We start from the raw sequence: 24,945 nt of genomic DNA on the forward strand, positions 1-24,945 counted from the left end.
ATGGAAATAACTTTTAATTCAATAAATTAGATACTATTGGCGCAGTTTAATCTGAGTTAGAGTTTGGTGTGGGTTATAAAAGTGTACGGTTAACTGAGTTGATGGCGTATGAATTCGGCCAAGTTGAAGGCAACTTTGAAAATTTAGATGAGCGGAAATTAAAATCGGCGATTCCTCATGGAATGAACTATCGACATTTTATCGACAAACTCAAGCAAGGTGAGTTAGCCTTGCTGACTCATTCGCCAGCAAGCCCTGTATTGTGCCGTAATGGATTGAGTAAATCTTGGAGTCTATCGTCACAGGGGCAAGCAGTGCTTTCTCCAGAAGCTAAGTCTACTTTTATGTCTCGGGCTAAGTTAGCTCGGTCTGCCAAAGGCAGTGCGGGCGGCTTTCGTAGTGCGGGTTATACACCGAGCATTGATGCTACTTATACTCCTGAACCAATACGTCCAGACAATACGGAGCTACAGCCTACACTCGAATTTGAGTATTGCTTTGAAGTTGCTTGTTCTGACAAGGTTTTTAAGCAAAGAGTGGGTTGTGAGTTTCAGCTAGCTAAAACGAAGCAAGAACAAGCTCTGGGGCGTTGGGAACAAGCGACAACAGAACATGGCACAAAGTACACCACGAAAATGGCGGTTGATGAGCCAAAGCAACTTGTGGCGAAAGTTGCGGCCTACTCGATGGGGATAAGTATTCCAGAAAGAGTTAAAGTGCACCCGATTGAGTCAAGCATTATTGAAGAAGCGTTTATTCCGGTGGTGCCATCGGTGCAGCTGGGTGAACGGCTGGGACTACCAACCCAAGGTTATTATTACCACTTTCACAATTGTCGATTAGTCCAAGAGTATAAGTTGTTGGGAGATAAAAAGTGGGCTTTCTATGCCACTTGTTCTACTCATGACAAGCTTAATGATGAGCAAGGGTTTAATATCGTCCCAAGTGCCATTTTGGTTTATTGGAAACTCGGCGGTAAAGAAGTCGAAGGCCAAAGATTGGTTTATCTTGAACAGCAGATTACCTGCGAGGAACTTGATGACCTCAATGATAATTGGCTAGAGCAAAATGGTATTAAGCTGGATATTCAGCAGTTACTTGATGTCCCCAAACAGTCGGTAGCTGATAGAACCAATAACCAGAACAGTCAGAGTGAAAGTGAAGACAGCTTACCTCAAACTCATACTGTGCAGTTGGACAAAAAGAGCAATCAGAGAGAATCTTGGAGTGCGATTGCTGAAAGCTATGGAGTATCAGCGAAACAATTACTTGAGTTTAACCCCAATTTTGATGCTGATCCTTTGTCGTTAAAAGCCGGAGATATTCTTACTGTACAAAATCCTACTGAGGTTGAAAAACCACAGTCGGTTATGCGAGAGTTGCCGCCTGTAGAACCAGAATTCTATAATCAAGCGAGCAATTCGCATTATGCCTATAGTGGTAACTTTCAGGGGACTTCTGTTACTCCAATTAATAGTGAAGACATGCTGCCTAGTGAGTTAGCTGTGGTTAATTTAACCGCAATTGCACCGCAGGATGTGGATGATGTGTATCTTATATTTGCCGATAAGAAAATGAGCATTGAAGACTTTGCTCAAGAAACATACCTTTCGAGTGATAGCAGTATTATTGAACATGTGTTGTCTTCTAATCCTCACCTTAAACGCAGCTTTAGCCAAATTTTGGAGGGGATGCCTTTAGTTGTCTCGCCTTGGGTTGAAAAACACCCTGACGAAACGTTTGCGATAGACCAAGCAAATGAACTTATGGACGAGTTCTTAAAGCTCTCTAGTGAAGAGAAAAAATGGTTTGCTCAGCATCATGAAACTACGACAAATGCGTTGTTGGTTTCCGCTGTATCAGGATTAGATGTTTATCAAGGCGAAGCTTCTTCAAGCAATTTAAGTGAGTTTAATCTCAATCATGTCATCGCTGGATCTGGTGCGGTCGTTGCTGGTGCTCAAGTCCAAGGAGACAAGCTGAGTAAAAAGATGAAGTCTTTTGCAGAATATTCAAAATATATAGCTGAGAAAACCAAGGGGCTATCCGGACAAGCACTCTATTCAAATACTGATTATAAAGCATGGCGAAAAGAGGCACGTACTTTTCAAGGTGAGATGAAGGGAGTCCTATCAGAGCTTGGTAACCCTGGCTATATCAAAAAGGTCCAAGCGAAACGAATCAACGACTATCTCAATGTAGGTAAGCGACAGCTTTATCGCGCCAAAGATTTTTCTAAGGCCATTTCAGGTATCGAGATGACAGCGTTGTATAAACAAGCCATGTCATTTAGTAAAATGGCTTCTAGCACAAGTTGGCTAGTCGTTGGCATAGGATTGTATGGGAATGCGAATGATATATATCAAACATGTAATGTGAATGGAATTGTAAGTGAAGCATGCGGTCGCTCTGCAACTAGGAATATTGTTTCTGGTGGGATAAATGCAGCCGCTGGTTATGCGATCGGCTACGGGCTAGGACTAATGCCTGTAACTGGAGGTTTGTCTATTGTTTTGGTGGGAGTAGGTGCTTTCCTTTGGGGGATGCAAGGTGGTGAAGTGTCGAACCAGATAGGTGGTATTGTAGAGGACTTTGTTTTTGACTGATATAGTTACAAAATATGCGGCACTCATAGCTGGATTTAGTGTCATTCCATTCTTCATTACGAATGCTTACTTGACGATTAAGTTAAAGCCGCTCAAATATGACTTGATGAGGTCAATTGCAGATAGTGCACCTGAAAAGTTTAAGTCTCGTGCTTTATTTCTCATGGAGGGTCACATGTCTTGGTTAGCTGGTAGTGCTTGTAGTTATATTTGGTTTGTATATCCTATGTTGAGAATTGCATGGCAGATACCTTCTGATGATATTGTGAAATGGCAGAAAGATATCTGTGAAATCTTAGGGACCAATTATCGACTTTATTGGTTATCTACAATGCTTCTCAACTTAACATTGGCTGGAATTGCTGTGTTTGTTATCAATGAATACCTACTAAGAAACTTTATTTGACTACTATTTTTGATGTAAAGTCGAATAATATACCTGAATTCAAGGGAGTAAAAGTTAGAGGAAATTACCTTTGATTGATATTCTTTTCAAACTTGGTTTCACGTTGTTTTTACCAACATTTCTTCCTTGGCTTTTTATTAATATTTTTCTCTCTTTTAAGCTTAGGCATAAAAGATTCGAGATGATTGAAGCTATCGCTGTTAGTGCACCAAAGAAATTCCGTACAAGAGCAAAATTAATGCTAGACAGTAATTTTTCTTGGGTTTTTGCCAGCTCAGCTGCCTATGCGTGGTATGTTTATCTAATGCTGAGGTTCGTTTGGAACATTCCAAGATGTGAGATTCTGGATTGGCGTAAACGCGCAGGAAGGTCTTATGGCCGGTACGAAACTATTTATAAGGTATTCTCATATTTGGTAAATGTATCGGTATTTTCTCCCTTGTCTGGATGTTTGTGTACTTTTATTACTCTCTGGTATTTGGGCTTGGGGACCGAAGGCATGTAAATAATTTAGTTGAGTGTCTGGCCAAAAATCCTGAGTTGTTTAAAGATAGACACCAACACTCACTAAGCGGTATTGGTGCGGGTGGAATCTTTACGGTTTTCATTCTTGCTTATCCATTTATACGGCATCGTAGGAGAAATAAAGCTTGGTCATTTGATATTTTTATGTGGCTAAACTGGTTGTTTTTTATAGTGGTATCATATATTTATTTCTTTAGTTAGTCATTACTCTAATACTGCTTATCGACACTAACGCTTCATGGATATTTGCAACCTCGGTTGGGTATATTTGGTATTCCTATTTTATGCTGAGATTTGCCTGGCGAATACCTAAAAATGATATACAAAATTGGAACGCTAGCATTAAATCAGTTTTTGGTAGCGATTATCCGGTATACCGACTTTCAACCATATTGAGCAATATTTGGCTGACAGGTCTACCTGTATTGATTTTATTGGCATTCCAAGACTAGGTTGTTGATAACTTTCAGACTGACCTTGGCGCAACGGTTTAAACAATACGAGTGATTTCGACCTTAGCGCCAATGACCAGTATTAACTCACTCTAGCAGTATTGGAATAGGACAATAAGCTTTACTTAGCTGGTTATCTACGCAGTCGCGATAGGTTTTCTCTGCTTGGGCAGTTTTTTCTTTGGAAAGCTCTGTTTTAATCGTATTTAGAAGTGAGTCCATATCTCTATTGTTGGTTGATGCGATTTTTGCCCATACATAGGCACTTTTAAAGCTTTGTTTGACAATCAATCCACCAAAAAACATTCTCGCTAGATCTTGTTGAGCATTAATTTGGCCACCGATGGCAGACTGAGTACACCAGTGAACTGCTTTTTTATAGCTCACTTCTGTTTCATCTCCGTTAAAGTACATATGACATAGTTGCAGCTGGGCATTCGGGTCGCCTGCTTTTGCCTGCGCATTAGCTTCTTTGTAAGTCAGTTGGTTAAGAGCAAGGTAGTTTTGCATTCCTTGGTAATTGTTGCTCTCTGCTGCTTTTTGAAACCACTCTATGGCAATTTTTTTATTTTGCTTCACACCCTGGCCATCTTGATACATCAAGCCCAACAAATTCGCGGCTACGCCATCTCCATTGTTTGCGGCTAGCAAATACCAATGTTTGGCTTTGGTATAATCGAGCTCGACCCCTTGGCCGTTTGCGTATAAAAGACCAATATTTCGTTGTGCAGGTGCAAAGTCTTGCTGGGCGGATTTTTTGTATAGAGCCATGGCTTTTTGGTAGCCAAGTTGAGTTCCACTTCGCTTGTAAGTAAAGGCTAGGCTGTTTTGTGCGGGCGCGTAACCTTGATCAGCGGCTTTTCTATACCAGCGAGCTGAAGTAGCGACATTTTGAAATGGCATATTTCCGCTTTCATGCATCCAGCCAAGCTTGTTTTGAGCATACTTGTTACTTTGTTCTGCTGCTTTAAGATACCAATCTTTGGCTTTGTGGTAATCGAGTTCAACTTGGTTGCCAAATTCATAAGCTTGTCCGAGGAAGAGTTGCGCTGAGTCGTTGCCACTATTTGCTGCTTGTTTCGTTTGCTCAAGTGGAGCACTATCAAATTCAGTTTGAATAGGGTTTGGGTTATCGCTTTCCCAACGAGTGGCTATTCCCTCAATAGCTTTAGTTGAAAACGAAAACAGTAAAATGAACAAATAAAATAAATGATGCACGGATAAAAGCCTAAGATTTATAATTTGCCATGCAATATATCACTAATTCTTATTCAACTCTTGAAATAAGTGGATGAAGATAATTGTAAAATCACCAGCTATTTTCCTAACTGGTGATTGACCATAGTAATAAATGAATATAAATAGAAGACGAGAGAATTAATGGCTTTTCTAGCAGTAACTCATACTGAGGTTTTCACTTATAACTTTTTAAGTACTTTGATTTAATAGCATCGAAAGTACCATTTTGATGCACTTCAGTAAGTTTTTGATTGAGGTCTGCTAATATTGCTTCGGCATTGTGAGTCTGTTTATTAACAATTAGATAATAGGCCTTCTCATCAATCACTTTGTACAGTAGGTTGTCTTGCGAGTCGTATATTTTTTGATCGATTAGATAAAGGCCTTTTTCCATTCCATATAAAATAGGTTCAATTTCACTTAGAAATATCTGACAGCGGTTTTTACTTAATAGACTCAGAGCCTTAGAGGTACTATCGACAAGATTTATCTCATTTTTATAGTTAAAATGTTCATAGTTATAACCTACTATACCGCAGGCTTGATTTTTATTGATATTGGATAAGTCTACCCAGACACTATCACTACCGGTGTAGAAATAACCAAGGCTGGATTTATATAGAGGAAATGCGTAGTCCATCAATTCGACATTTTGGTGTTTAAGGCTTGTAGATATAGCCACATCACATTGTGAGCCTTTGGCTTTCATGTCTCGCATCACTTTTGACCAAGACATGGGTGATATGGTGTATTCGTAGCGCGTTTTGCTGAATATCTCTTGGGCTAAATCTGGCAAAATTCCAGTAATATCAACCGCTTTTACTTCAGGAAGCTTCTCATCCCATATTGTATACGGTGCCAATGGGTTGTCATCGCCTAAGCAAATTTTTACTTGTTGAAGATGATTGCTTGCATAAGCTTTAGAGGAAAGAGCGATCAGCGTACATATGAGAAACAACTGTATCCTTGTCATTACAATGCCAAAATAGTCTGCAACTAAGATGAAGTATAGGCAAAAGGGCTGATTAAGTGAGAAATAGGCCGGATAAATGCAGTGGTAAAATAATTAGGTAACAACACTATTCACCAGTCTATTTCATAACGGTTGAATAGTGCTGTTAAGAATAAGGCGAGTTAATGGCTGCTCCAACTGTATCCAAGGCTTAGGAAATAAAGTGCGGGGTCATTAAATTGTGCGACTGTATTGCCAAGTGGACCTTCGAATTCTGAAGAATCAATCAAGGTGGCTTCTAAGGCGATTGAGATGGTATTGGAGCCATCCAATTGGTAATCAATGCCAGAACCGATTCTATAAGCTTTGCCAGCAGGGATAGTGATATCGCCATGGGATTGATTGGCATACATGCTCGAATCATAAGCAAAGCCGGCGTTCCATGTTAAACGCTGATTAATTTTATATTGAGTGCCAAGTGCGATTTGGTAGGTATCTTGAGTTTCTGCGCCCATCATAGTTTGGTAATCACTCCAATCTTGCCAGTTAACGTTCCCTATGACGGCAAGTTTATCGTTAATATTGTGAAAGGCACTAAACACTAGTTTCTGAGGGGCTACTGCATTGCTTGAATCAAATTCAAACTCTGCTTTATTGGTGTAAGACACGCCGATGCGAGTGTCTGCGCTAAATTCATATAATAGGCCAAGCTTGCCATTAACTTGCACATCAGTGTCGTGTTGATTGATGTTTACTGCATTGGAATTGATTGAGTGTGCCTCTAGGTCAAAAATACCGTAATGGATACCCAAAGAGGCACCAAGCGATAATTGGTCGTTAATGCGGTATGACGCTGATGGTTGGAAAGTGAGTGCTTGAGTCGTGGCACTCGGTACCTCAAGTTGAGAAAATAAGTGTTCGTATTGGAGGCCTAATCCATAGTTGCCGTATATGCCTGCACCAACTGTCCAATTTTCGTTCAGCTGTTGGCTGTAAAAAGCGGAGCCTAACGGAACATATTGGATAGTGTTTCCTGCGTTACCGCCTCCTACTGTGTCTAAGGTGGCATCGCCATAGAGGTTAATAAAGTTACCTGAAAAGGATTGTCCCTCTACATTGGCAAGGCCAGCTGGGTTGGCCGCAATAACCGATGAATCTTGAGCTCGGGCCGCCATACCAGCTGATGCTAGCCCGATATCAGTAGTTGATGTTTCATAAAGATAAAGGCCTCCAGCGTGGGCACTGGTGATAAGTATCATTGGCACTACAGCAACGATGTTGTTAATAGCTTTCATGGTAAACCTGCAAATATCTATACCATTAATGTAAATGGATGGTGGATGACGCCGACTCTTTGAGCGACGTCATCTCGAGTTTAAGGTAGCGCGTCCATGCGCTTAGGACCTATTCTTGGATTACTGTTTTTTGAGCTGATCAAGCTGCTTGAGCTTTTTCTGTAGAGACAGCGAGCGGTAGCTCATATCAGCGGGGTTCATAGTTTCACCTTGCTGCAGTGGGTAAGCTTCCAATGTGTTGGTGAATTGTCCAACTACATCTTGAATTGGAACAAATAGCCACATGTTGTCTGCCATCCATCTCAGGTACATGCCTGATTCTTTGGGCGCTTTTTCAAATGGGTCTGCACGTAAGTGAATGATTTGAGGCCAGTTAGGTGTCGCTCGTGTGGCATCTGAAATATTGCCTTCCATAGTGGCAAAGTTGAGTTTCCAGTCATTCCATCTCACGGCATTTAACTCACCATTTGATGAAAAATACATCAGAGATTCACGTGGACCTTGTTCTTGCTTACCTTGGAAGTAAGGCATGAAGTTATAGCCATCGATATGAACGCGAAAGTCTTTACCATTGGCTTTATAGCCTTTGGCTAATTTCTCTTTTACATCGGGGACACCCGCGGCAGAAAGAAGAGTTGGCAACCAGTCTTGGTGAGCCATCATATCGTTATATTTGGAACCAGGTTTGATAACACCAGGCCAGCGAACAAGCTGAGGGACACGCATGCCACCTTCCCAAGTGGTGCCTTTCTCTCCATGGAACGGTGTAGCACCGCCATCTGGCCAAGTCACGGTTTCAGCACCATTGTCGGTTGAATAGATAACAATGGTGTTATCTGCTACGCCGAGCTCGTCCAACTTATCAAGCAGGATCCCAACTTGATCATCATGCTCTAACATGCCGTCAGCATAAATACTTACACCAGACTTACCTCGGTATTTCTCTTGTAGGCGGGTCCAGACATGCATTCGCGTTGTGTTATGCCAAATAAAGAAAGGCTTGTCGGCTTTAACGGCTTTTTCCATAAAGGCGAGCGAGGTTTCTAGGAACTCTTCATCAGCATGTTCCATGCGTTTACGCGTCATTGGGCCGGTGTCTTCAATCTTGCCGTCAGCGAAGGATTTAATGACGCCACGAGGGCCATAGTTTTTACGAAACTCTGGATCTTTAGGGTAGTAATAGGTTTCTGGCTCTTCTTCTGCGTTGAGGTGATAAAGGTTACCAAAAAATTCGTCAAAGCCGTGATTAGTTGGAAGGTGTTGGTCCTGATCGCCTAAATGGTTCTTACCGAACTGAGCGGTCATATAGCCCTGCTCTTTTAGAAGATCGGCGATGGTTGGTGCCCAATCCGGTATTCCATGAGCTGAACCTGGCATACCGATAGTGAGTAAGCCTGTGCGAAATGGTTCTTCGCCAGTAATGAATGCGGCTCGGCCTGCCGTACAAGATTGTTGACCGTAATGATCAGTAAATAAGGCCCCTTCATTGGCAATGCGATCAATATTCGGGGTTTCGTAACCCATCATGCCCTGATTGTAGGCACTGATATTCCAGTAACCCACATCATCACCAAATATTGCTAGGATATTAGGTTTGTCTGCGGCTAATGCTGCGCCTGAGGTCGCGAGTATGCCGATACCAACAGCAAGCTTGCTTATTTGGTTAGCCATAAAAACTCCAAATTGGTTGTAAGGTGAAAACGAGTACGGTGCGTTCCGTACTTCGCAGGTGAATAAGTTAATACTGCTATTGGGTTGTGTCGCTTTATACTGTTTATAACCATAAGTTATGTTGACCTTTAACTCATTGTTTATAAAGGGGTTGTTGATATAAGCCCTACTTTGGTGGCAGAGCTGAAGCTCGACTTAAGTCACGTTAATTCACTTATAAATCACGATTATAAGATCTAGGTTTGAGTTTAGGCTTTTTTATGCTACTAGGTTCGCATTGGAATGTATTGTCGACTATAAGTTTGTGTGCGCAATGCATTTTCTATTACAAACAGAGGTTTATATGACAGTGAAATATGGCGTGAAACGCCGGCTAGCGATTCTTGCCGCTGCTTTACTTGGCGCGACGACAAGCAGTATCGCGGCAGAAAAACCCAATATCCTGGTCATTTGGGGTGATGATATTGGTCAAACCAATGTCAGTGCATACACATTTGGTTTAGTGGGCTACAAAACTCCCAACATTGATAGCATCGCAAAAGAAGGCATGATGTTCACTGACTACTATGGTGAGCAATCTTGTACCGCTGGCCGTGCCTCTTTTATTACTGGCCAAACGGTTTTAAGAACTGGATTGAGTAAAGTCGGGCTTCCTGGTGCCGATTTGGGTCTACAAGCAGAAGATGTGACTATTGCTGAATTACTAAAACCACTCGGTTATATGACGGGGCAGTTTGGTAAGAACCATTTAGGTGACAAAGATGAACACCTTCCTACTAACCACGGTTTTGATGAATTTTTTGGTAACCTCTACCATTTGAATGCAGAAGAAGAGCCGGAAAATGTCGATTACCCGAAAGACCCAGAGTTTCGTAAGAAATTTGGTCCTCGCGGCGTCATTAAGTCCTTTGCCGATGGCAAAATTGAAGATACTGGCCCATTAACGCGTAAGCGGATGGAAACCGTGGATGAAGAAACCTTAGATGCCGCGCTTGATTTTATGGATCGTTCGGTAAAAGCAGAGAAGCCTTTCTTTGTTTGGTGGAACGCGACTCGCATGCACTTTCGCACCCATGTTAAAGAAGATAACTTGGGCAAAACGGGCATCAGTTACTACGCTGACGCTATGGTAGAGCATGATAATCATGTTGGTCAGTTGTTGAAGAAAGTCGATGAGCTGGGCATCAAAGATAACACAATTGTGTTTTATTCTACGGATAACGGGCCTCACATGAATACGTGGCCTGATGCTGGTATTACGCCATTCCGTGGCGAGAAGAATACTAACTGGGAAGGGGCATTCCGTGTTCCTGCCATGGTACGTTGGCCTGGTAAAGTCCAAGCCGGTAGTGTTTCAAATGAAATCATGCATCATATGGATTGGATGCCAACCTTCCTAGCAGCAGCAGGTCAAAACGATGTAAAAGAGAAGCTTGTCAAAGGCGACTCTGTTGGCGGTACAAACTATAAGGTGCACCTTGATGGCTATAATTTCTTGCCTTACCTGACCGGTGAAGAGAGAAAAGGCCCTCGTGAAGAAGTATTTTATTTCTCCGATGATGGTGATTTAACCGCGCTTCGTTATAACAACTGGAAAATAGTCTTTTTGGAGCAGAGGGTAGAAGGTACTTTGCGTATCTGGGCGGAACCTTTTGTAGAGTTACGTTTACCAAAAATTTTCAATCTACGTATGGACCCATATGAAATCGCAGATATCACATCGAATACTTATTATGATTGGATGATAGATAGAGCATATATGTTGGTTCCAGCACAAACCTACGTTGGTAAATTCCTGGAAACGTTTAAAGAATTCCCACCAAGACAGAAAGCGGCGAGCTTTTCACTTGATCAAGTGATGGAAAAGTTGCAAGAAAGCCATAATAAGTAAATACATCATTACTAAAAGGGGGCTATTTATGGCCCCCTTATTTGATCTTGATAATAGTTCCATCTTCACATTATGCAATTTATTGTATTTTAAAGGGAACTTCTTCTATCTTGGCTTGGGAAATAATAACAATTATTACAAGGGCAACTATGATTCAGTGGGCAAAAGGTGGTAAGGCAGTAACGTGTCTATTCATGCTCATCATTATGTATATATTAGCGCAGCAAGTGCTCGCAGAAACCGCGCAATCAAGCCATTCTACCAGTCGTCTTAGCTATGTTGGCAGTCAGGCCTGTATTGACTGCCACCACAAAGAATCGCAGGCATGGAAAGGTTCTCACCATGACATGGCGATGAAACACGCCAATTCACAATCGGTATTAGGTGACTTCAACGACCATATTTTTACTTTACAAGGTAAACCGAATCGTTTCTTCCGTAAGGGCGAAGAATATTGGGTTAATGTCCAAGGGCCTGACGGGAATTGGCATGATTATAATGTCAGCTACACCTTTGGTTGGGAGCCACTGCAACAGTACATGGTGGAGTTTGAAGATGGAAGAGTACAATTGCTCCCGTTTGCATGGGATTCAAGGCTAAAAGAACAGGGGGGACAACGTTGGTTCCACCTCTACCCAGATACCACTCCGACAGACGAATTCTATTGGACCAACTCAGGGCAAAACTGGAACTTCATGTGCGCTGATTGCCATTCAACCAATGTAGAAAAAAACTATAACGCGCAGTTAAATACCTATTCTACCACTTGGTCTGAGATTAATGTTGGTTGTGAAGCTTGTCATGGGCCAGCAAGTCAGCACATTGCATTGAGTAAATCCCAGAAGCCGTGGGATAGTGAAGAACAGAATTATGGTTTTGATCGAGATTTATCTAAAGCCGTTAAAGAGTGGGTTGAAAAAGAAGGGCATAGTACGTTACAGCCTAAAGATATTACTATCACGCAGCAAGTGCAAACCTGTGCTCAATGCCACAGTCGCCGTACACAGCTTAACGAAATGGGTGACCATATCAATGGCGCTTTTCTTGATAGATATCGCCTGAGTTTAATTACTCCAGAACTTTATCATTTTGATGGACAAATCTATGACGAGGTATATGTTTATGGTTCTTTTTTACAATCAGAAATGGCGAAAAAAGGAGTAACTTGTACCAACTGTCACGATCCGCATAGCGCTGATCTTAAGATCGATGAAGAGGCGGTATGTCTGCAATGCCACTCTGCATTTGATTATACGCCAGAAAAACACACTTATCATACCGCGAATACCAAAGCGTCAAAGTGTACCACTTGCCATATGCCTGAAACTACGTATATGGAGGTTGACCCACGACGTGATCATAGTTGGCATGTTCCTCGCCCTGACGTGAGTCAACATATTAATACGCCCAATGTCTGTACTTCTTGTCACGAAGATAAAACGTCTCAATGGGCCGATAAGCAAATCGGTCAGTGGTTCCCAAACTCTACGCATCGTAACCAACGCCATTTTGCATTGGCATTCTATGCCGATTCAATTGGGCATAGCGGAGCGCCGGATGCCTTGGCATATTCTGCACAGGACTCTTCATTAAGTGACATTATCCGTGCGTCAGCTTTAGAGCATATGAGTGGAAATACTGGTCAGAATACACTGGTTTCTCTGGCACGTTCTGTTAAGCATCAAAATGACATGATACGCCTCGGTGCTATAGCGGGGTCTTCAGGTTATCCATTTAGCGATAGGTGGCAAATATTAGAGCCGCTTTTGAGCGATTCAGTACTGTCTGTTAGAGCAGAAGCGGCGGGCGCTTTGGTTCGTTATTATGTTGAGATGAATCCGCTTCAGCGCGAAAAAATCCAATCTCCACTCAATGACTATATGGATATTCAGAGGTTTAATTTGGATAGAGGTTTTGGCAGAACGAACCTTGCTAACGTCTATCGGGATCTTGGTGAAACGGCTAAAGCCATTGATTTTTATCAACAAGCGATTGACATTGAGCCTTACTTTGAAAATAGCTACGTCAATTTAGCCGATCTATATCGCTCGCAAGGTCATGATAGTAAAGCTATAGCGACACTTGTCGCCGGTATGAAAGCTCAACCCAAATCAAGTGCGTTACCTTACAGCGCAGGTTTAGCGTGGCTGAGACTTGAAGACAATACCAAAGCAGTTAAGTTTTTAAAACAAGCTGCTGAGATCGCTGAGCATAATCCACATTACTGGTATGTTTATGGTCTTGCGCTAGAAAAAATTAATGTGGTGACAGCCAGTCAAGCACTTCATACGGCCTATAAAGTTGGCGGTGATCCCCAGCATTTATACGCTGAATGTGAAGTATTAGCACGTAACTATAAAGCTGGCGGCATCGCGTTTGCGTTTGAAAAGTGTGTCAATCAACTGAGTAAACTTGTTCCCCCACAGGTTATTAAACAACTTAGAGCTCGAGTACCTAGTACTTGGGGCGGGTAGAACCTGCGCTTAGCCACAGTATAAATTCGTAAGGTATTAAGTTTATAACCAATAGTTATAGAGCTTGTGAGTAGGATGTACACAGCCAAGATTATCCATATTAAGGAAATAGGATGAACCACGCACAGCAAGCCATGAATGAATTAATCAAACAGACTGAAAAAAGTGTCATCGGACAAAGCCATGTGGTTCAGGCATTAGTGATAAGCTTGCTTACCAACGGACATGTGCTGTTAGAAGGGCTTCCTGGTACGGCCAAAACGCGCTCAGTAAAGTCGTTAGCAGAGAGGCTTAATACCAGTTTTGGCCGTATTCAGTTCACGCCCGATTTATTGCCGTCAGATGTCACCGGAACAGAGGTGTATCAAGAACTCGAAGGTAAACCTCGGCTGACCTTTCAGGCGGGACCAATCTTTAACAGCATTGTGCTAGCCGATGAGGTGAACCGCGCACCGGCTAAAGTGCAAGCAGCCCTGCTTGAGGCGATGGCTGAAGGTACAATTACGGTTGGCGATAAAACCCATGTACTGCCTGAACTGTTTATGGTGCTTGCAACGCAAAACCCAGTAGAGCAAGAGGGCACCTATCCATTGCCAGAAGCTCAGATGGACAGATTCATCATGAAAGTCACGGTGGATTATCCACAAGATGAGGCCGAACGTGACATTGTTCGATTGGTACGCAGTGAAGAGACAAGTTCTCGATCTCAAGATAAGTCACAATCATGGCATATTGATCCTGACGTTGTTATTGAAGCCCGCCGTCAGCTGCCTAGCGTTGCCGTTTCTGAGTTAGTAGAAAATTACATTGTTGCTTTGGTGATGGCGACGCGTAAACCAGACCGGTACTCAGAATCAAACCTTCACAAATGGCTTGAAATTGGGGCTAGCCCTCGCGCATCTATTGCATTAGATAAGTGCTCAAGAGCTTATGCATGGTTACAGGGGCGTGACCACGTAACGCCAGATGATGTTCGCGCTATGGTTCCGTCCGTACTTGGCCACCGATTTTCTCTTTCTTATGATGCGTTGGCAGATGGAGTGGATCATCAACGTGTTGTTCAAGAGCTGCTTGATTACGTAGAAATTGGATAAGCAGGAGAGATTATGGCACAGCCAACGATTGTTCCTCAGAATCAAGGACTTGATCCTCGTTTGTATTGTGAATATTCACGTTTAGTGCGTTTACAAGCACAAGTAACTTCTTTTAGTTTACTGCCTCACTTGAATTCAGGTAGCGTGTTATCGGGGCGGCATAATTCACTTTTTCGAGGTCGAGGCTTGAATTTTGAAGAATTACGCCACTATCAATTAGGTGATGATATTCGAAACCTTGACTGGAAAGTCACGATGCGCACCGGTAAACCCCATGTGCGCAGCTATACAGAAGAAAAAGATCGTAATGTGATCATTTGTGTCGATCAACGAAGTGGGATGTTTTTTTCTTCTACCCAAGTCATGAAATCTGTTGTGGCTGCTGAAGTGGCCGCTATGTGTGGCTGGCGAGTGTTAAAAGATTCTGACCGGGTTGGTTTTATTATTGCCTCAGATACTCTGTTATATCAAAGTAAAGCGCAGCGTTCCCAGCATGATCTACTGGCTCAACTTAAGCGATTATCACAAGCGAACCAGGCTCTAAATGTCAACTCACGAAATTCAGACAACGTCAGCTTTGGCCAGTGGATTGCGCTGATAAAACGAATGAAGCTGAAACAGTCGACTTATATCATTATAAGCGATTGGAGGGACTGCGAAGAGCATCACCTTGATCACTTAAAGCAATTGCAGCAACACAACGATGTGCTTGCGGTGACGATAAGTGATCCTTTAGAGCAATCTTTACCCCAAGATTTAGCCAACATTAATTGGGTGATTGGGGATGGTTACCACCAGTTAAATCTCGATAGTCAAGCCAAAGTTTCAATGGCAAGAGCCAGTTTAGAAGAAAAAACACAAACGCAGCGAAAGTCACTAGTTGAGTTAATGGCAATGAAAAGGCTCCCTCATATTGAGTTGAATACATCAGGTGAGCATATTGCTCAATTTCAAAAGTTGGTGGGAGGCAGATAGATGGCAGAGTTACATAATCCTCCTAGTACTTATATTTTACGTGAACTTCATGATGTGGCTGTTCCCGAGAGTGTTAGCTGGCTCCCTCAGACCATTGGCTGGAAAACTTTGGCTGTTTTGGGGGTTGCACTATTAATGTATTGGTTATACCGCAAAGCTATTCAATGGTGGGTTAATCGTTATCGCAGTGAGGCAATACGAGCGATTTTACAATTACAGTCTGGTGATGTTAATCAGCCTCAAGAGCTGTTTTCAATTCTAAAAATTGTCCTTATTTATCTTGATAATACTAATGGCCCTTTGTACGAAGAAAAATTTCTGCAAAAACTGGATGAGTTAAACCCTAATGGTGCTTACTTTGATGATGACATATCAAAACGTTGGGTTAAGAGTGTTTTTAACCCGACTATTCAACTGGAACCATCAGAATGCTTGTTGCTAACTAAACGTGCAATTACGTGGGTAAAACATCATGATAATAAAGTCAAAATACCAACATTGCTAAATACGGTTCGACGGTGTTCGGGAGGAGATAATGAATGAGTTTCTCAGCGTATTAGCGACTGTATCGAATGCTGAATTTGAACACCCGTGGTGGTTTTTAGTACTCCCTTTACCTGTTTTAATCTATTACTTCGTTCCTGCATACCGTACCAAGCAGACGGCGATTAAAGTGCCCTTCTTCAGCCAGCTAGTGAATGCGATCGGCGAGCCACCCAAACAAGGTGCGAGCCAACTTTCCCCTAGTTGGTGGCAGAGAGCAACCTTAATTTTGTCTTGGTTATTGATTGTTACCGCTATGGCTAAACCAACCATTTTAGGTCCGCCACAAGTTCGTGAAAGTTTAGGTCGAGACGTCATGGTGGTGGTGGATTTGTCAGGTTCGATGGCAGAGCAAGACTTTATGTCAAAAGCGGGGGCCAAAATCTCTCGTCTTGATGCGGTAAAAGAGGTTCTTACTGATTTTGTGAAAACACGTCAAGGTGATCGGCTTGGTTTGATTCTGTTTGGTGATGCTGCGTTTGTTCAAACACCATTTACCTCAGATCAACAAGTATGGCTTGATCTACTAACACAAACAGATGTTGCGATGGCAGGGCAGAGTACTCATTTAGGTGATGCCATTGGCTTGGCAATAAAAGTCTTTGATCAAAGTGAACCGCTGGAAGTTGAAGGTAAAAACAAGCGTGAAAAGCTTGCTATAGTGCTTACTGATGGTAATGATACAGGCAGTTTTGTTGAGCCGATTGATGCCGCGAAAGTGGCGAAGGCGAAAGGGGTACGTATTCATGTGATTGCCATGGGAAACCCCAAAACAGTCGGAGAAACAGCTCTAGATACAGACACTATAGAGCGCATCGCAAAAGAATCAGGTGGTGAGGCGTTTGAGGCATTAAATCGTGATGAACTTGCCAAGGCTTATGCCCAAATTGGGGAGCTGGAACCGCAGCTTTATGAAAGTACTGCCTATCGGCCAAAGCAAAGTATCCATCAGTATTTAATGGCTTGGGTTGTGATCATGTACTTAATGGCATTTTCTTTAGCGACCTTGAGACGTAAGCAAGTTATGGCAAAAAGATCTGTTTCTTCTCGGCAAGATAAAGAGAGCAAGGTAGCGGGGGAAAAACATGTTTGACTTACTGTATTTAGAGCCGTTTTTTACTCAGTTTCATTTTATTCGCCCATTGTGGTTATCGGCATTTATCCCTATGTTTTTATTGCTTTTGTTAAGATGGAGAGAAGAGAGTAAACCTAATTGGAAAGACATATTACCGGAGCACTTACGCCAAGCTTTGACTATAGGAGAACACGGCTGGCGTAAACAATTACCCCTTAAACTGTTAGCGGTAATTATTGGCTTAGCCATCATCACTTGTGCAGGACCAAGCTGGCAGCGTCAAGCCTCACCTTTTGGCGAAGATAAGGCATCTATGTTGGTAGTAATGGATAACAGCGATTCTATGCTGCAAAAAGATCTGCCTCCAAGTCGTTTAGAGCGCTCCAAGCAAAAGGTTCGTGATTTATTAGCAGCAAGAAAAGGAGGGAGTACAGGGCTTGTTGTTTATTCAGGCTCAGCACATGTTGCTATGCCTATTACTCGAGATAGACAGGTATTTGCTCCATTCCTTGCCGCTATCACACCAGAGATCATGCCAGCTGAGGGAAAGATGGCGGAAAAAGCACTCCCCCTGATTGATCAGCAATTGAAGGGACAGCTTGGTTCAACAGTGCTTTTGGTCACTGATGGTGTTAACCCGACAACGATCGAAGCGTATAAAGTTTATTTTGCTGATAAACCTTATCAGCTTTTGATTCTGGCTGCTGGTAATGCTGAGCTTGTGTCAGATCGTCCTATCGATTTACATTCACTACGCCAACTTGCCAGCGTGACATCTGGTCATCTAGTTGAAGTAACGGTTGATAGTTCCGACATCAATGCCTTAAGCCACTATATTGAGCGTAACATGCAACTGAATGGCGAATCTTCCATGCCATGGGAAGATATGGGGTATAAGCTGTTACTCCCTATCATGGTGCTGATGTTGTTCTGGTTTCGAAAAGGTTGGCTAGTCCAATGGTGCTTGATTGTCGTCATCACGACAACTGTATTTTTTCCTCAGCAAGTCAAAGCGGAGACAGTTTCACTAAAAGCAGATATTCCCGAGGTAGTTAAAGAGGTGACGACTTGGGACAAAGTGTCTCAATGGTGGTGGGATTTATGGCTGACACCTAACCAGCAAGGGCAGCGTTTGTTTAATCAAAATGAATATTTAGAAGCGGCAAAGCACTTTACCGATCCACTAAGAAAAGGAACCGCTTATTATTATGCAGCTGAGTATAAACTCGCTCACAGTACATTTTTGGAAATGCAGAATGCTCCGTCAAAAGCGCGCAGAGAATTAGGTTTATATAATGTGGCAAGCACGCTTGCGCGTCAGCGTGAATATTTAGCTGCGCGCGATATATTGCAGTCACTTGCTGACAAAGAAGAGCTAGACAGCCACCTAAGAAATGATGTTGAGCATAACCTGATTGTGATTAAAGGAATTGTCAAAGAAATAAACCAAATGAGCGAAAGCCAAGCAGGAACAGAGAATGATGCATCAAAAGAACTGGGTGATAATCCACAGACAGCAGAAGGGGCAGATGAAAAAACTTCTGCTGAATTAATGATTAATGAGACGTTAAGTGCCGACGAGATCCTTGCAGATGAAACCATTGCCAATAAATGGCTAAAAGGGGTAGAAGCAGATCCTAAATACTTCTTACAGGCTAAGTTCCAGATTCAGTTGCGTGAAACAACAGTAATTACCAGCAATGCTACCATAGAGGGGCAAGCGCAATGACAGTCGCATTAAAGCATAGTGCTTCTACCTACTTGATATCAATAACTTTTATGTTGTTATGTTTACTTAGCATATTGCTCTCCAGCTCATGCTATGCCCAAAACATCCACGAGCTTGAACGTAGCAATGAAATTGAGCTATTAGCTTGGGTTGGTAAACAAAGTAAAGATTCTAGTAATAACAAGACATCTAAATTTAGTGTTAATGAGCAAGTTATTTTGTACATTGAGGTTGCAACGCCACGCTGGTTTACCGGTGGAACTCGTATTGGTAGTGTTGAAATACCCAATGTGATTGCTAAGCAAAGAAACCAGTTAGCCACCAATTATACTGAGCGAAAAGAGGGAAAAACATGGTCTCGACAACGTTGGGAAGTGACGATATACCCTCAGTCTCCAGGTACATATGTGATTCCACCTATTGCTGTTGGAGTTCAAGTTTCAGCGTCTGACGGCGCTAAAGTCGTTGGTACTTTATATACACAACCGATTCGTTTTGAAGCTACTATGCCTTCAGTGTTGATCAGTGACAAATCGCAGTGGTTTTCAGCAACAAATGTCGAGGTAAAACAGACTTGGTCAACCTCAAATGATGAGCTCAAAGTCGGTGATGCGATTACTCGAACGATTACTATTGATGCAAATGACACCCTATCAGTCCTACTGCCTGATCTGTTATCCGGTGGCTCTACAACTCAATATCAAGCATACCCGCAACCTAATAAACGTTCAGACATGCAAACCCGCGGTGATTATCAATCAAGCCGAAGCGAAGAAACGGTTTATGTGATTCAACAAGGAGGTAAAATTAAGCTACCTGAATATCATTTTCAGTGGTGGAATAGCAAAACAAAACAGATTGAAACACAAGTTATTGCTGGGAAAATTTTTACGGCGACACACACACTGAAATCTTTTGTGCATGCTCATGCTTTTTGGCTTGTTAGTGGTATGACTTTCATTGTGGCCATGGTGCTGGTGGTCATTAGTATTCGTCAGTATTATCGTAAACACCCAATTCCTCCTTGGTGGGTGTTTAATCAGATGCTGAGAGATAAACGTTGGGGCGCAGCGCGAGCCCTTCTTTATAAGCAATTAAGGGTCAATTCAAATAGCTTGGAGATGGGTAAAGCGGATTCTTCAGATGTTTGGAAGGGTTGGTGTAACCATATTCAAAATGGGTTACAGGACAGAAAGTTGTTCAGATCTATGTGGAAAGCAATTGGTAAAATGAAGGACAATCATAAAGGTCTATCAGTGCCTCCTAAAGCACTACCCCAACTAGATAGTAGGCGAAGAGAAACAAATAAGTCATCAGGTAAAAATACATCTCAACACTCCACTAGATAATAACAATACCAATTGCTGGTATGGTGAAGAGAGAAGTATTGCTTTGACGTTAAAATATCAAATGTAACCGTATTAGAATAGGTAAAGCAGCCCAGTCGGGCTGCTTTTGATTTTTAATCGCAGTTTTTTATAAATACCCAACCGGAGTATTCATCTGCAGGGGTTTTGCCTACGTCTGTCCAACGCTTTGAGTGATACAAGTTGTTTTGGTAAACGACTTCTTCGTCTGGTCTATATTGACCAGGTTCAAATTCATCAATATCTTGGCACTGGTTAGGCTCGGGCTGTGAAGGAATTTCTTGATTCGCTGTTGCAACGGCGTTAGATAAAGTCTGGCTTGCTGAATCTTGGCCAACTTCCCATACAGCAATACCTCCAAAGCCATTAGCATCAGCATAATCAACCTTTGCATCTATGTTCTGTGGGCTGTCATAAAAGATAATGTTATTTTCAGCATTAGAATAGGCGTAGGTTCCTTCCCAATTGTTTTCCACTACGGTATAACTCTGATTGATGGATGGCTCTACACTTGCGTAGGTAACCGCTTCATAGTCGTCAAATTCGCTGTTTGGTGTTGTTGTGCCACTAAACTTACTGGCAAAAAATGCTACGCCCAAATTGAGTTGTTCTGCTGGTATGCCACGTTCTGTCCAATAATCTAATCCTCCGGCTCCATCGAGTAAACTAGAGTGATGTTTGGTGGTTGGAGACCAACCGCCTGAATACGAATAGGTCATAACGACTAGATAGTCAGAGTGAGTTAATGCGGCTGTTGGCGTATTATCACCCATATAACTGCTTGGAGAAATAGCGTTTGAAACTAAAAGGTTATTTTCGTCAGCTTGTGAATTGAGCTCAGCCATAAGGTCGGTATAGGCTTGCTTGTAACGCTCATCAGTATCGGGTTCACCCCATTCCCAATCGATATCGACACCATCTGCTTTCCATTCCAACGCTAGCTCTATGGCGTTGCGTACAAATACGCTTCTTGTCTCTGGGTCAGCCGCCATTTCTGGAAAGTATTGCGATCCTTTTTCGGACGTACCACCAAAAGTCAGCATCAATTTAGTACTGGTTCCGGCCTGTCGCTTCAAATCCTCAAAATATTGAGCCATTTGCTGTTTAGTCTTTCCATCAGGCCAACCTAATTGACCATCTGCTAAAGGCGTAATTGAGAATAGATGAACGTGGGTATACATGGAGATATCCATATTCTTTACTGTTTCAACACGATAGCTAGGAACATAACCAATAACGTTTCCTTTAACGGTTTCCGTTGCGGCATTTGCACTTATAGATAGGATTGCTGGTACTAATAACACTGCATTAAACTTATTCATATATATCCCTATATGTTTGTTTTTACTAGAGAGATGATTATCATAGTATTGAGTTAACCCAATGTGACATTGCCTTTTTTTTGTTATATTTTTGGTCTAGGTCCAGCAAAGTGGAATGGGAATGTATAAACCGTTTGAATCGACGTTGAATGAAGATTCGATAGAGAGTTGATACAAGTGGTCCAATTTGGACTAAAACATGTATTGCCACTCAGTTTCTTGATTCTAAGTCGTTATGTGTGAAGCAGTTAGTTAGAATGGGGTATTACTTGGTTTTATGTTGGCGCAATGAAGAGTACAGACTTAAACCTTATCCCAATTTTTGTGGCGATATTCGAAGAGCAGAATTTGTCTAAGGCTGCGGCTAGGTTAGACATTAGCCAGCCTGCCGTGAGTAAAGCGCTTGCCCGCCTCAGAGACATCTATGACGAACCTTTGTTTCACCGCAGTAGCTCTGGCGTTGATCCAACCAGCTTTGCAATAGATATTTATCCTGCGATGTTGACGGCGCTGAAGAACTTTACCTCAACCTTATCCGCTTCAAGTAGCTTTGACCCTAAAATATCCAATCGAATTTTTTCTATTGCCTGTTTGTCGGTGGCAAGCTATGAATTAATGCCGCAGCTTTTGTGTCAAATTCGTAATCAAGCACCAAATATTGCTTTGGAAGTCCATCCGCTATTTACCAAAGATTATGAAAGTGATTTGCGCTTACAACGTTATGACTTAATTATAGATTTACCGCCGCGCGGGCGCACGGTATTAAAAATGGAAGCTGTTTTTTCAGAGCGTTTAATGGTGGTTTGTAGTGCAGAACATCCGCGCATCAAAGAGTCTTGCAGCGTTGAACAATTTTTGGCTGAAAAGCATGTAGTGGTCGCCCGTTGGCAAGCGAGAGATAGCTTACTTACTGGTGAAGATATTGAGGATTTAGCAAGGAGAAGCATTGTTTATCGTGCTGCTGGTGCAATGGAAATGTTACCGGTGATCAATGATAGTGATCTTATCGGCACCCTGCCACAATCAACCATTGAGCACTTTTCAAATACCTATAGCCTTAAAGCACTTCCTTTACCATTTAGTGATAGTGTGCATGACTTGTATGCTATTTGGCACTCTAGTCGTACTAATGAAAGTGCACATCAATGGTTAAGACAACAAATAAAGCAGGCTGGTAAAGCGATAAGAAAGTAGCGAATCTAATCGTATTTTATCCTACGGAAAAACTCCCCAAATAGGGGAGTAATAAGTCAATTAGTAAACAGTGCACCATTCTTTTTGCATGTCGATAAGGTGCCAGTTATTTCGTTGGATGGCCTCATCCATCGCTTTGTCGAGGTGGCCAACACTCGACTTACGGTCGTATTGCCACTCTCTGTCTTTGTCGGTGTGATGAACGATCATTGCCATAGAATTAGGCTGACTCGTTGCCCATTGCATCATGGCATGATCACCATCTGAATTACCGACAGCGAGGATTGGTTTCTTACCAATCACATGTTGAATGTTCTCAACTTTGACCGCTTTATCATCAATACTGAGGATCTCATTGAGCTTAGTGACCGTTGGGTTGCCGTCGTTATAGTCGTATTGATATTTGAGTGCGCTGCCAATGATCTGCTCTTGAGGAATGTTGTATACGTCTGGGGCCCATACACGCATAAAATCAACACCACCGCCAGAGACAATGTATGTTTTAAAGCCGTTATCTTGCAGGTAAGTCAGCATCTCACGCATTGGTTTGTAAGTGAGATCTGTATAAGCTTTGCTAAAACGTGGATCTTTGGCCGCTTCTAACCACTTTGCTACGCGGCTTTGATATTCATCGACAGTCATTCCACTGTGGGTTGCAGTCACTATTTTAAGCAGTGATTTCTCGCCTCCTCTTAAAACACCCGGTATGTCATTTTTGAGTACAGACTTGAATGGTTCCTCGGCTTTCCATTCAGGATGAGAACTGGCCATAGATTTTACTTGGTCAAAAGCGAAGGCGAGTTGGAAGTAATAAGGTTTTTCTGACCAAAGCGTTCCATCATTATCAAACACGGCAATTCGGTCTGGTTTTGGGATAAACGTTTTTTTCGACTTATCAGTTGATTGGGAGACAAACTGGGTGATCTCAGTTTTGCTTACGCCATCTTTCCATGAAGGCAATAAACTTGGATCACAATCTAAAGCTAAAGCTGAGAATGATAAACCAGATAAGACTGCGAGGGTACAGATGTGTTTTTTCATTTTATTATTTACCTTTGTATTTATTGTTTACCGCCGATACAGTGAGGCTAAATGCCTATTGTTTCTATGCGCTTAACCATGTCCTGACCATAGACGTACTGTTATTAAATCAAATCGGGATTGAGTAGGCTTACGCCTACCTTTATCGTGACTATTCAACACTTTTAGCAAGACGAAGTCCCATGTCCGACATAATAATAGACTGACTTGCGAAATCGCGGCGGAAATTTTCTGATTCATCAGCATCATAGGAAAAACTTCCACCTCGAACCGACTTGTGGGCTAAGCCTGCTTTTTCTTGTTTGGCGTTGTTGGGATTGTCAGTAGGACCGAATCGGTAGAATGTATCGTCATAGGCATCAATCACAAATTCTCCAACATTGCCTGTCATGTCGTAAAGTCCAAGTTCGTTAGGTTGCTTTTTCCCAACAGGATGCGCTTGATTGTTCGAGTTAGCAGCATACCATGCGACATCACCAATATTATTAGATCCCGAATATGCAAATCCGTGACTTTTAATTCCCCCTGTGGCTGCAAATTCCCATTCGGCTTCGGTTGGTAACCTGTAGTGCTCACCCGTTAGTTGGTTAAGTTTGTCGATAAAATAGTTAGCTTGTTGCCAGCTCAAATTGTTGACGGGGCTATTTTTGCCTTGAAAATAGCTGAATGATGAACCCATTACAGATTCAAACAGCTCCTGCGTGACTTCGAATTTAGAGATATAAAAAGTGTTCACTGTCACTTTTCTTGCGGGCTTTTCAGCCTTGTTTGCCAAGTCAGTGTTCGAGCCCATTATATAAGTACCACCTTCAACCATAACCATATTTTTCTCAATATCGAGCGCAATAGGGTGGGGAGTAGTACAGCCATTGATTAAAAAGCTGAATGAGACAATGAAAATGGCAGGTAAAGGTTTGCTTTTAAAGTGTTTCATCGATGAATTCTCATCCGGTTAGTGAAAAATAATGTTAGCAACAATCACTATGAAAAAAGGTTATATCGGGTATAACAAGCATGTGACATTAATGCTATTTATGATTGAACCACCGAAGTAAAAATAGCGGGCTTAAGGTTATTTTTATCTAAATTTCATA

General features: G+C 42.2%; 19 protein-coding genes. 12 read left to right on the forward strand and 7 right to left on the reverse strand.

The window, feature by feature from the left end; all coding sequences use genetic code 11:
- The first annotated feature begins 101 nt into the window (after positions 1-101).
- From KO511_RS20525 to KO511_RS20535, 3 genes are all read left to right on the forward strand, one after another.
- Complete coding sequence (locus tag KO511_RS20525; protein ID WP_215989277.1) at positions 102-2,606, forward strand: LysM peptidoglycan-binding domain-containing protein; 2,505 nt, start codon at positions 102-104, stop codon at positions 2,604-2,606.
- Positions 2,599-3,012, forward strand: a complete 414-nt coding sequence (locus tag KO511_RS20530) for a hypothetical protein (protein WP_215989248.1) — start codon at positions 2,599-2,601, stop codon at positions 3,010-3,012. Before KO511_RS20525 ends, KO511_RS20530 begins: the two co-directional genes overlap by 8 nt.
- Before the next feature lie 181 nt (positions 3,013-3,193).
- Positions 3,194-3,517 (forward strand): hypothetical protein, encoded by a 324-nt coding sequence (locus KO511_RS20535; RefSeq protein WP_215989249.1) that lies wholly within the window; start codon positions 3,194-3,196, stop codon positions 3,515-3,517.
- Between the two features lie 559 nt (positions 3,518-4,076).
- Here the strand turns inward: KO511_RS20535 and KO511_RS20540 are convergent.
- From KO511_RS20540 to KO511_RS20555, 4 genes are all read right to left on the reverse strand, one after another.
- Positions 4,077-5,207: a tetratricopeptide repeat protein gene (locus tag KO511_RS20540; RefSeq protein ID WP_215989250.1), complete on the reverse strand. Its 1,131-nt coding sequence runs from the start codon at positions 5,205-5,207 to the stop codon at positions 4,077-4,079.
- 196 nt (positions 5,208-5,403) lie between these two features.
- Positions 5,404-6,201, reverse strand: a complete 798-nt coding sequence (locus KO511_RS20545) for a substrate-binding periplasmic protein (RefSeq protein ID WP_215989251.1) — start codon at positions 6,199-6,201, stop codon at positions 5,404-5,406.
- 161 nt (positions 6,202-6,362) lie between these two features.
- Positions 6,363-7,475: an OmpP1/FadL family transporter gene (locus KO511_RS20550; protein WP_215989252.1), complete on the reverse strand. Its 1,113-nt coding sequence runs from the start codon at positions 7,473-7,475 to the stop codon at positions 6,363-6,365.
- A gap of 120 nt (positions 7,476-7,595) precedes the next feature.
- Positions 7,596-9,146, reverse strand: coding sequence for an arylsulfatase (locus KO511_RS20555; RefSeq protein WP_215989253.1), 1,551 nt, complete (start codon positions 9,144-9,146; stop codon positions 7,596-7,598).
- Between the two features lie 343 nt (positions 9,147-9,489).
- On the opposite strand from KO511_RS20555, the gene KO511_RS20560 reads away from it, so the two are divergent.
- The 8 genes from KO511_RS20560 (at position 9,490) to KO511_RS20595 (ending at position 20,276) form a co-directional block, all read left to right on the forward strand.
- Positions 9,490-11,037 carry an arylsulfatase gene (locus KO511_RS20560; protein WP_215989254.1) on the forward strand — a complete coding sequence of 516 codons (1,548 nt, stop codon included), beginning with the start codon at positions 9,490-9,492 and terminating at the stop codon, positions 11,035-11,037.
- Between the two features lie 149 nt (positions 11,038-11,186).
- The gene (locus KO511_RS20565; protein ID WP_215989255.1) at positions 11,187-13,511 is read left to right on the forward strand and encodes a cytochrome c3 family protein; all 2,325 of its coding nucleotides are present in this window, start codon (positions 11,187-11,189) and stop codon (positions 13,509-13,511) included.
- 113 nt (positions 13,512-13,624) lie between these two features.
- Positions 13,625-14,605: an AAA family ATPase gene (locus KO511_RS20570; RefSeq protein WP_215989256.1), complete on the forward strand. Its 981-nt coding sequence runs from the start codon at positions 13,625-13,627 to the stop codon at positions 14,603-14,605.
- Between the two features lie 12 nt (positions 14,606-14,617).
- Positions 14,618-15,580: a DUF58 domain-containing protein gene (locus KO511_RS20575; protein WP_215989257.1), complete on the forward strand. Its 963-nt coding sequence runs from the start codon at positions 14,618-14,620 to the stop codon at positions 15,578-15,580.
- Positions 15,581-16,123 (forward strand): DUF4381 domain-containing protein, encoded by a 543-nt coding sequence (locus KO511_RS20580; RefSeq protein WP_215989258.1) that lies wholly within the window; start codon positions 15,581-15,583, stop codon positions 16,121-16,123.
- Positions 16,116-17,216 carry a vWA domain-containing protein gene (locus KO511_RS20585; protein ID WP_215989259.1) on the forward strand — a complete coding sequence of 367 codons (1,101 nt, stop codon included), beginning with the start codon at positions 16,116-16,118 and terminating at the stop codon, positions 17,214-17,216. The genes KO511_RS20580 and KO511_RS20585 overlap by 8 nt, the downstream gene beginning before the upstream one ends.
- Positions 17,209-18,927: a vWA domain-containing protein gene (locus tag KO511_RS20590; RefSeq protein ID WP_215989260.1), complete on the forward strand. Its 1,719-nt coding sequence runs from the start codon at positions 17,209-17,211 to the stop codon at positions 18,925-18,927. The genes KO511_RS20585 and KO511_RS20590 overlap by 8 nt, the downstream gene beginning before the upstream one ends.
- Positions 18,924-20,276 carry a BatD family protein gene (locus KO511_RS20595; protein ID WP_215989261.1) on the forward strand — a complete coding sequence of 451 codons (1,353 nt, stop codon included), beginning with the start codon at positions 18,924-18,926 and terminating at the stop codon, positions 20,274-20,276. Before KO511_RS20590 ends, KO511_RS20595 begins: the two co-directional genes overlap by 4 nt.
- 113 nt (positions 20,277-20,389) lie before the next feature.
- Here KO511_RS20595 and KO511_RS20600 read toward each other — a convergent pair whose 3' ends face one another.
- Complete coding sequence (locus tag KO511_RS20600) at positions 20,390-21,616, reverse strand: glycoside hydrolase family 18 protein (RefSeq protein WP_215989262.1); 1,227 nt, start codon at positions 21,614-21,616, stop codon at positions 20,390-20,392.
- 288 nt (positions 21,617-21,904) lie between these two features.
- Here KO511_RS20600 and KO511_RS20605 point away from each other — a divergent pair, with 288 nt between their 5' ends.
- A complete protein-coding gene (locus tag KO511_RS20605; protein WP_215989263.1) occupies positions 21,905-22,810 on the forward strand; it encodes a LysR family transcriptional regulator in 906 nt (301 codons plus the stop codon).
- Positions 22,811-22,870: 60 nt separating this feature from the next.
- On the opposite strand, the gene KO511_RS20610 is transcribed toward KO511_RS20605, so the two are convergent.
- Positions 22,871-23,851, reverse strand: coding sequence for an HAD family hydrolase (locus KO511_RS20610; RefSeq protein ID WP_215989264.1), 981 nt, complete (start codon positions 23,849-23,851; stop codon positions 22,871-22,873).
- A 151-nt stretch (positions 23,852-24,002) separates the two neighbouring features.
- Entirely contained in the window at positions 24,003-24,785 is a 783-nt protein-coding gene (locus KO511_RS20615) for a formylglycine-generating enzyme family protein (RefSeq protein ID WP_215989265.1), read from the reverse strand.
- Positions 24,786-24,945: the final 160 nt, after the last annotated feature.

Origin of the sequence: Vibrio hepatarius (genome assembly GCF_018860525.1) — a bacterium.
In the GTDB taxonomy this organism is placed as follows: Bacteria; Pseudomonadota; Gammaproteobacteria; order Enterobacterales; family Vibrionaceae; genus Vibrio; species Vibrio hepatarius_B.

Bases quoted from the DNA above. Each gene is read 5' to 3' on its own strand.
- KO511_RS20580 (WP_215989258.1), top strand. From the start codon at position 15,581: ATGGCAGAGTTACATAATCCTCCTAGTACTTATATTTTACGTGAACTT.
- KO511_RS20610 (WP_215989264.1), bottom strand. From the start codon at position 23,851: ATGAAAAAACACATCTGTACCCTCGCAGTCTTATCTGGTTTATCATTC.
- KO511_RS20570 (WP_215989256.1), top strand. From the start codon at position 13,625: ATGAACCACGCACAGCAAGCCATGAATGAATTAATCAAACAGACTGAA.
- KO511_RS20590 (WP_215989260.1), top strand. From the start codon at position 17,209: ATGTTTGACTTACTGTATTTAGAGCCGTTTTTTACTCAGTTTCATTTT.
- KO511_RS20585 (WP_215989259.1), top strand. From the start codon at position 16,116: ATGAATGAGTTTCTCAGCGTATTAGCGACTGTATCGAATGCTGAATTT.
- KO511_RS20545 (WP_215989251.1), bottom strand. From the start codon at position 6,201: ATGACAAGGATACAGTTGTTTCTCATATGTACGCTGATCGCTCTTTCC.
- KO511_RS20575 (WP_215989257.1), top strand. From the start codon at position 14,618: ATGGCACAGCCAACGATTGTTCCTCAGAATCAAGGACTTGATCCTCGT.
- KO511_RS20525 (WP_215989277.1), top strand. From the start codon at position 102: ATGGCGTATGAATTCGGCCAAGTTGAAGGCAACTTTGAAAATTTAGAT.
- KO511_RS20615 (WP_215989265.1), bottom strand. From the start codon at position 24,785: ATGAAACACTTTAAAAGCAAACCTTTACCTGCCATTTTCATTGTCTCA.
- KO511_RS20560 (WP_215989254.1), top strand. From the start codon at position 9,490: ATGACAGTGAAATATGGCGTGAAACGCCGGCTAGCGATTCTTGCCGCT.
- KO511_RS20535 (WP_215989249.1), top strand. From the start codon at position 3,194: ATGATTGAAGCTATCGCTGTTAGTGCACCAAAGAAATTCCGTACAAGA.
- KO511_RS20550 (WP_215989252.1), bottom strand. From the start codon at position 7,475: ATGAAAGCTATTAACAACATCGTTGCTGTAGTGCCAATGATACTTATC.
- KO511_RS20600 (WP_215989262.1), bottom strand. From the start codon at position 21,616: ATGAATAAGTTTAATGCAGTGTTATTAGTACCAGCAATCCTATCTATA.
- KO511_RS20555 (WP_215989253.1), bottom strand. From the start codon at position 9,146: ATGGCTAACCAAATAAGCAAGCTTGCTGTTGGTATCGGCATACTCGCG.
- KO511_RS20605 (WP_215989263.1), top strand. From the start codon at position 21,905: ATGAAGAGTACAGACTTAAACCTTATCCCAATTTTTGTGGCGATATTC.
- KO511_RS20565 (WP_215989255.1), top strand. From the start codon at position 11,187: ATGATTCAGTGGGCAAAAGGTGGTAAGGCAGTAACGTGTCTATTCATG.
- KO511_RS20595 (WP_215989261.1), top strand. From the start codon at position 18,924: ATGACAGTCGCATTAAAGCATAGTGCTTCTACCTACTTGATATCAATA.